Origin of the sequence: Kitasatospora sp. NPDC101447 (assembly GCF_044767225.1) — a bacterium.
Lineage (GTDB): Bacteria > Actinomycetota > Actinomycetes > Streptomycetales > Streptomycetaceae > Kitasatospora.
This window is the reverse complement of the sequence record NZ_JBIWNL010000032.1, coordinates 96,555-102,752: the sequence shown is the minus strand read 5'-3', so window position 1 is coordinate 102,752 and position 6,198 is coordinate 96,555. Positions and strand designations below refer to the sequence as shown.

Genomic DNA, 6,198 nt, shown 5'->3' with positions numbered 1-6,198 from the left:
GGGTACTTCATCGGTGCAGCCATGGCAGAGGCTCCCTTCTCATGGCCCATCAGGCCATCTCCGGCAACCTTCCGCACGTCGGGGGAACCTCAGGTGGTGGCGCCCGGCGGGAACCACGCACCGCGGCACCGACAGCCCGTGGAGGCACGACATGGACGGCCACCCGGGCACCCGGCACAACCTCCGGCAGCCGCTGCCCCTCCTCGGCGCCGACTGCGCACTGTGCACGCGCTGGGTCGCCGGGGCCGAGCGCCGCTGCGGTGGCGAGTCTTCACCCGCGCGGGCCTTCTTGAACGTCCGGAGCCGCCTGTACTTGTTGCGGATCCAGCGCATCAGGTAGGCGATGATGCGCAGGAGGAGGGGATGCAGCGCGGAGCGGTAGAACGCTCCGTTTGTGCTCGCCTTCCTGATCCCCACCTGACGCCTGACAGGCGCCTTTTCCACATCGCTCACCACGATCGCGTCACCGCTCCCGCAGCATGTGGAGGTTTGAAGCCTCCCCCGTAGGGCGGCCCACCTTCGGTCCGTCCGGACACGATGACCTTTTCGAGGCCACGCAGGACTTCGACGGTGGACGGCCTGTCCGCGCCAGCCGGGCGCGGACGAGATCAGGGAGCCGCAGCGTGATCAAGAGACTTCCCGTACTTGCCGCAGCTGTCGGGCTGCTCCTCGCGCCCCTGGCCGGTACCGCGTCGGCTGAGACCACCACACCGGCGAAGCCCGCAGTGGGCTCCGCCCTCACCAGCGGTGTGTGGAACACCGCCACCTACAGCCTCGGCGGAAACACCAACACGGTCGAGATCAGCCAGTACGTCGGCAGCGACGGCCACCACTACGTCACCGGCTGGCTGTATGCCGGGAGCAGCAACGTCGCGTTCTACTACGACCAGTCCTTCGACGGCGGCCGGACCTGGAACAGCTTCCTCGACCGGCGGTACGTGGGCCCTGGCGGCTGGTACACCCTGCCGGTGAAGTACGACGACGGAGGCGTGTGGTACCGCGCCTGTTCGGCCGCCGAATGGGCGGGGAGCCCGTACGCGAACCCGCAGTGGGGGTACAACATCGCCTGCACCAACTGGTACTGACGCCAATCCCCGGGACGGCTCGCCGGATCGGCGGGCCGTCCCGGCTTGGAGCCAATCCGCGCCGACTACCGGGCTTGGCAGGCGAAGTCCGAGGCCTGTGTGCGCGAGCGCCGTGGCAGCCTCGTCGTCGGGACGACCCCCGCCGACCCCGCGAAGTTCGCCGCCGAGGCACGGACGTTCCGGCGGGCCGGGTACCAGGTGGAGCTGCTCGTGCCGGCCGTGCGCGCGGCCGACTCCCGCCGGGGCACCGCCCACCGGTACGCCCGGCTCAGCGCGCGGGGCCTGCCCGCCCGGTTCGCCACCGCGGCCGGCCACGACACCCACCACCTGGTGCTGCTCGCCGCCGTCGCGACCGCCGAGGAACTGGCGGCCGTCGACCAGATCACCGTGATGCGGCGCGACACCACGGCCCCGTACCGCAGCCGGCCGACCTGAACCGACCCCCATCACCCGGCGGCGGCGCCGGCCCTGCTCGCGGAGCAGGCGCGCCCCTGCACCGACCAGGAGGCGGTGTTCTGCTGCTCCTCCGTGCCGGGCGGGCACGGGCTCGGCCGGCGCGGCCGGTCCACCCTCGGACGCCGCCTTCAGCGCGGCGATCCAGGGGGTGGCGGTGGCGACGTAGGAGAAACCGGTGTACCCGGTGCGGATGTCTCCGCCGCTCAGCGCCCCGCTCGTGGTCGGGACGGGCGTGCGGTCGGCGCGGGCGATGAGGGCCCAGTACGACGTGCGGCTCGCGGGTGAGGGCGGCCGGGTCGTCCATCCTTCCGCCCTGGTCACACGGACTTCGGCGGTGCGGGCGCGCACGGGTGCCATCGGACGGCTACCGAACGTCACCACGGTGTGAGCCGGATCGCTTCCCGGAGAGTGCCGGAGGGGGGTGCCCGGTGACGGTCGTCACGCGCCCCGGGCACCTCCTACCCTTCCTAGTGGGCCGTTCACCGGTTCCGGTCACCGCGGCCGGGCCGTCCGCCTCCGTCGCTGCCGCTCCCCCGCCGCTACCGCAGGGTCTCCGGTGTTGTCGCAGGTCGAGACCTTGCAAATCGTCCGAAAAGTCTGAATTCGCCCAGGTTTGGACGCCTGGATGACGGGTGCCGGGCCGTCTTCCACCGGCGCGTTCACCCCGCCGCACTACGACGCCGCGTCGTAACGGGCACCCCTTGGAGCCGGGCCCCGAGCCCGCTAACAATGGCTGAGTCGCCAGCTGCGGCGGTGGTCCGATCCACTGCCGCACCTTCCGCCGGCGGTCACCATCCGTGACCGCCCCGGTGCCGACTCCCGCCCGCCGGCCCTCCCGGGTCGGCCGAGCCGCGGGACGAGGCACCCCCATGATTGAGGTCGAACTCCCACATGCCCGTGATCGCCACCCGCATGCGCAAGTCCGCCGCCCTGCTCACCGCCGCCGCCGGCATCGCCGTCATCGGCGCCGCCGTCGTCCCGACCGCCGCCTCGGCCACCACGCCGCAGGAGCTGGCCGCGAGCATCGTCCCCGCCGACCAGCTCGCCTCCTTCAGCCAGATCATCTCCCACGAGAGCGGCTGGAACGTCACCGCGACCAACGCCTCCTCGGGCGCCTACGGCCTGGGCCAGGCCCTGCCCGGCAACAAGATGGCCTCCGCCGGCGCCGACTGGAAGACCAGCGCCTCCACCCAGATCAAGTGGGCCTACGACTACATGAACGGCCGCTACGGCAGCCCGAACCAGGCCTGGGCCTACTGGCAGATCCACCACAACTACTGACCGGGCTCGGCAACGGATCGGCCGCACCCCGGCGATCCGCCGCTCGACCCGGCCGCCCCACGAGCCACGACGACGGCACGAGCCGAGCCCGCGGCCGCACGGGGCCGGCCCCGGAGGGGCCCGGTGCGCGTGGTACGCGCACCGGGCCCCTCCGCCGTTTCCGGGACCGATGGATACCGTGGGACCGGTGGGCCATATGTACCGAGTGACCGAGTGCGACCCCGCCTGACGGCGTGCTGCGGGCCCGCCGGCGGACCGACCCCACCCGGGTGACCGCGCCCGGCACTGCTACGCGGGCTCACGGCCGGCGAGGTCCGCTCGCGGGGGAGCTCCCGGGGTCGGGGTCGGGATCGACGGCGTGGTGACCGCGGTAGGCGGGAGACGAGTGCCGGGATCGTGGCGGCGGACCGGGGACGGGAGCGGGTCTCGGCGGTGCTCCAGGCGCCGGCGGCCCGGCGGCGCGTCAGGAGCGGAACGTGCGACGGTAGGTGTCGGGGGGCACGCCGACCGTGCGGTGGAAGTGGCGGCGCAGCGTGGTGGCGGTGCCCATGCCGGTCGCGTCGGCGATCCGCTCCATCCCGTCGTTGGTGGTCTCCAGCAACTCCTGGGCGTGGCGGATGCGTTGGGCGAGCAGCCACTGCAGCGGCGTGGTGCCGGTGACCGCCCGGAAGTGCCGGCCGAGGTGGCGCGAATTCATCCGGGCCTGCCGGGCGAGGTCCTCCACCGTCAGCGGCTGGTCGAGGCGCTCCAGCACCCACGGGAGGAGGTCGGCGAGCGGGTGGCTCTCGGGGGCGGGCACCGGGGTGGTGACGAACTGGGCCTGCCCGCCGTCCCGGTGCGGCGGGACCACCAGACGGCGGGCCACCGTGTTGGCGACGGCGGCGCCGTGGTCGAGGCGGACCAGGTGCAGGCACAGGTCCAGGGCCGCAGCCTTGCCCGCGGAGGTGAGCACGCTGCCGTTGTCGACGTAGAGCACGTCGGGGTCGACCGCCACCCGCGGGAAGCGGGCGGCCAGCACGTCGGTGTGGGCCCAGTGCGTGGTGGCGCGCAGGCCGTCCAGGAGTCCGGCGGCGGTGTGTACGTCGGCGGTGCCCTGGGCGGTGACCTGCGCGGCGGTGACCAAGGCGGCGGCGGTGGCGGTGAGTTGGCGACTGACGGCGGCGGTGAGCGCGTCGGCGGCGGTGTCGATCTGGGTGACGGCCTGGCTGATCTGCCGGCTGCCGGCGGCGACCTGGGAGGCCCGGTCCGCCCGGAACCGCCCGGCCCGTGCGCCACCAGCAGCCCCCCGGCCGGCACGTCCACGTCGACGTTCTCGAACACCGGCCCCCTCGGCCCCCTCGGCCCGCGGACACTGATTCCCCGTGCGATCACGCACTCCCCGGTCATCTTCACTACGTCCGGGTGACCCGTTTCGCCGATCCCATCCGCCCCGACGCCCGGCGCTTCCGGTGCACGTCGGATTCAGGCCGGACGACACGGTCGTGCTCCGCACGTCAGGAACGCCTTTCCGTCACGCGACTTGCGGGCGGCTCAGTGCCGCCAGGCTGGGGCGGTGGCGATCGTCTTGAGCTGGTCGACCGTCAGTGCCGGGATACCCGGCAGTGCCTGGGCCTCGCTGGCGCCGTTCCACTCGGACGTGAGGACCTTGGTGCCGTCGGGGTGCAGCACCTCCACGCTCCACCGCAGCGTCGGACCCCCGCCGGTCTTGGTCGCGCCTGTCTCCCGCACCAGCACGCTGGACCCGTCCGGGGTGTGCGTGAGCGTGCCCGACGTGTCCTTCTCGAACGCATCGCGTTCGCGGGCCACTGCGGCATTGTCGCTCGGGCGCGGCTGCACGTGGACGGCGAGCATGCTGGTGCGCCCGTCCAGGGTGAGCGCGAGGTGAGCCTGCCCAGGGGTGTGTTGTTCGGCGCCGGTGTCCGTGCGGGTGCCGGATGGCAGCAGGGTGGTGGCGGTGGCGAGGATCTGCGCGGGCGCGGGAGCAGCGGTGTCGGCCGTGTCTGGCGCCGTGCCCGGGGCGGGCTTGGCGAAGACCGGGTCCCAGGCGCTGCTGGTGACGGCCGCGACGAGCTGTGCGCTGGTCAGCGGCGGGGTGGGGCGGGTCAGCGGGGGCCCGAAGCTGGCGGAGTTGACCTCCCAGATGGTTACCTGGCGTCCGTCGGTGCCGGTGTAGGTCGCCTGCCACTTGCGGACCTGGGCCTGCGCGTCGGGGGCCAGCTTGTCGACCACCACGATGCCCCCGCCCGGCAGGACGGTGCGCTCGCAGCCCTCGCTCGGCGTCTCGACCGGGTCGGCGCACTGGGTGCCCCAGGTGGCGTCGGTGATCGGCAGGGCGACGCGGCCGGTGGACAGGGTCACCATGCCGGCTCCGCTGCCGTCGTCGTAGAGCAGGTGCGCGGACGGCGGGAGGTCGGGGACGGGCCCGTCACCGACGCCGTAGCCGCCGGCCGCGCCGACCTGGCCGGGCGGCAGGACGGAGGTGAGGGTGTCGGCCATGAACCGGGCGGTGATCTGCTCGGGCCACCCCCCGGCGGGCGCCGCGGTGCCGCTGCCGCCGGTGCCGGGCAGCGGTACGGCCAGAACGACGACGGCGGCCGCGGTGACGACCCCGACACCGGCCAGTACCGCCTGGCGGCGCCGGCGCCGCCGGTGGTGCCGGCGGGCGCCGCCGGCAAGATCGGCCGCCGGCGGAACGGGTGCCAGGTCGGCCGCGTCGCGCAGAAGGTCCGCGAACTCCTCGTCAAGGGACATGCCGTTACTCCTCATCTCGTTCGTGGGTGTGGGCGCGGTCGTTCAGGAGCGGGCGAGGTCGTCCAGCTCCGTGCCCAGCACGGCGCGCAGCCGTGTCAGGGCACGGGCGCTGCGCGACCGTACGGCGCCGGCGCTCAGGTGGAGGGCGTGCGCGGTCTCCTCGACGCTGCGGTCCTCCCAGAAGCGCAGGACGAGGACGGCCCGGTCCTGCGCGGGCAGTTCACCCAGTGCCCGCAGCAGGGTCAGGCGCAGGGAGGGGTCCGGGTCGGTGACCGGGGCCTCGGCGATGGTGTCGGTCACATGCTCGGTGCTGCTGCGACGCCGGCGGTGCGACAGGAAGGTGTTGACCAGGACGGTCTGTGCGTAGCCGCCTGGGTTGTCCAGGCGCGCCACGCGGCGCCATTTCCCGTAGAGCTTGCCAAGGGTCTCCTGAGTCAGGTCCTCGGCGAGGTGCGCGTCGCCGCCGGTCAGCAGGAAGGCGGTCCTGACCAGGTGTTGCCCCCGTGCCGCGGCGAACTCCTCGAATTCCGGCGTGGTTGTGCGGTCCATGCCTCTCTAACGCGATGGGGGCTGGGTTACGTCGCACGCATTTTCGCAGGTGTCGCAGACCGGCCCTGAACTCCCC

6 protein-coding genes are annotated in these 6,198 nt (G+C 73.3%); 3 read left to right on the top strand and 3 right to left on the bottom strand.

Annotated features, from left to right (window positions below):
- Positions 1–623 precede the first annotated feature (623 nt).
- The 3 genes from ACIRST_RS32525 (at position 624) to ACIRST_RS32515 (ending at position 2,822) form a co-directional block, all read left to right on the top strand.
- Positions 624–1,085, top strand: a complete 462-nt coding sequence (locus tag ACIRST_RS32525; protein ID WP_402806742.1) for a hypothetical protein — start codon at positions 624–626, stop codon at positions 1,083–1,085.
- 45 nt (positions 1,086–1,130) lie between these two features.
- Entirely contained in the window at positions 1,131–1,520 is a 390-nt protein-coding gene (locus ACIRST_RS32520) for a zeta toxin family protein (RefSeq protein WP_402806741.1), read from the top strand.
- 912 nt (positions 1,521–2,432) lie between these two features.
- A complete protein-coding gene (locus ACIRST_RS32515) occupies positions 2,433–2,822 on the top strand; it encodes a lytic transglycosylase domain-containing protein (protein WP_402806739.1) in 390 nt (129 codons plus the stop codon).
- Positions 2,823–3,285: 463 nt separating this feature from the next.
- Here ACIRST_RS32515 and ACIRST_RS32510 read toward each other — a convergent pair whose 3' ends face one another.
- The 3 genes from ACIRST_RS32510 to ACIRST_RS32500 form a co-directional block, all read right to left on the bottom strand.
- Positions 3,286–4,197: a helix-turn-helix domain-containing protein gene (locus ACIRST_RS32510; protein ID WP_402806736.1), complete on the bottom strand. Its 912-nt coding sequence runs from the start codon at positions 4,195–4,197 to the stop codon at positions 3,286–3,288.
- 155 nt (positions 4,198–4,352) lie between these two features.
- Complete coding sequence (locus ACIRST_RS32505) at positions 4,353–5,573, bottom strand: hypothetical protein (RefSeq protein WP_402806733.1); 1,221 nt, start codon at positions 5,571–5,573, stop codon at positions 4,353–4,355.
- A 42-nt stretch (positions 5,574–5,615) separates the two neighbouring features.
- On the bottom strand, positions 5,616–6,122 hold the full coding sequence (locus ACIRST_RS32500; protein WP_402806730.1) for a SigE family RNA polymerase sigma factor: 507 nt from the start codon (positions 6,120–6,122) through the stop codon (positions 5,616–5,618).
- Between the last annotated feature and the right edge of the window lie 76 nt (positions 6,123–6,198).

Bases quoted from the DNA above. Each gene is read 5' to 3' on its own strand.
- ACIRST_RS32505 (WP_402806733.1), bottom strand. From the start codon at position 5,573: ATGTCCCTTGACGAGGAGTTCGCGGACCTTCTGCGCGACGCGGCCGAC.
- ACIRST_RS32500 (WP_402806730.1), bottom strand. From the start codon at position 6,122: ATGGACCGCACAACCACGCCGGAATTCGAGGAGTTCGCCGCGGCACGG.
- ACIRST_RS32515 (WP_402806739.1), top strand. From the start codon at position 2,433: ATGCCCGTGATCGCCACCCGCATGCGCAAGTCCGCCGCCCTGCTCACC.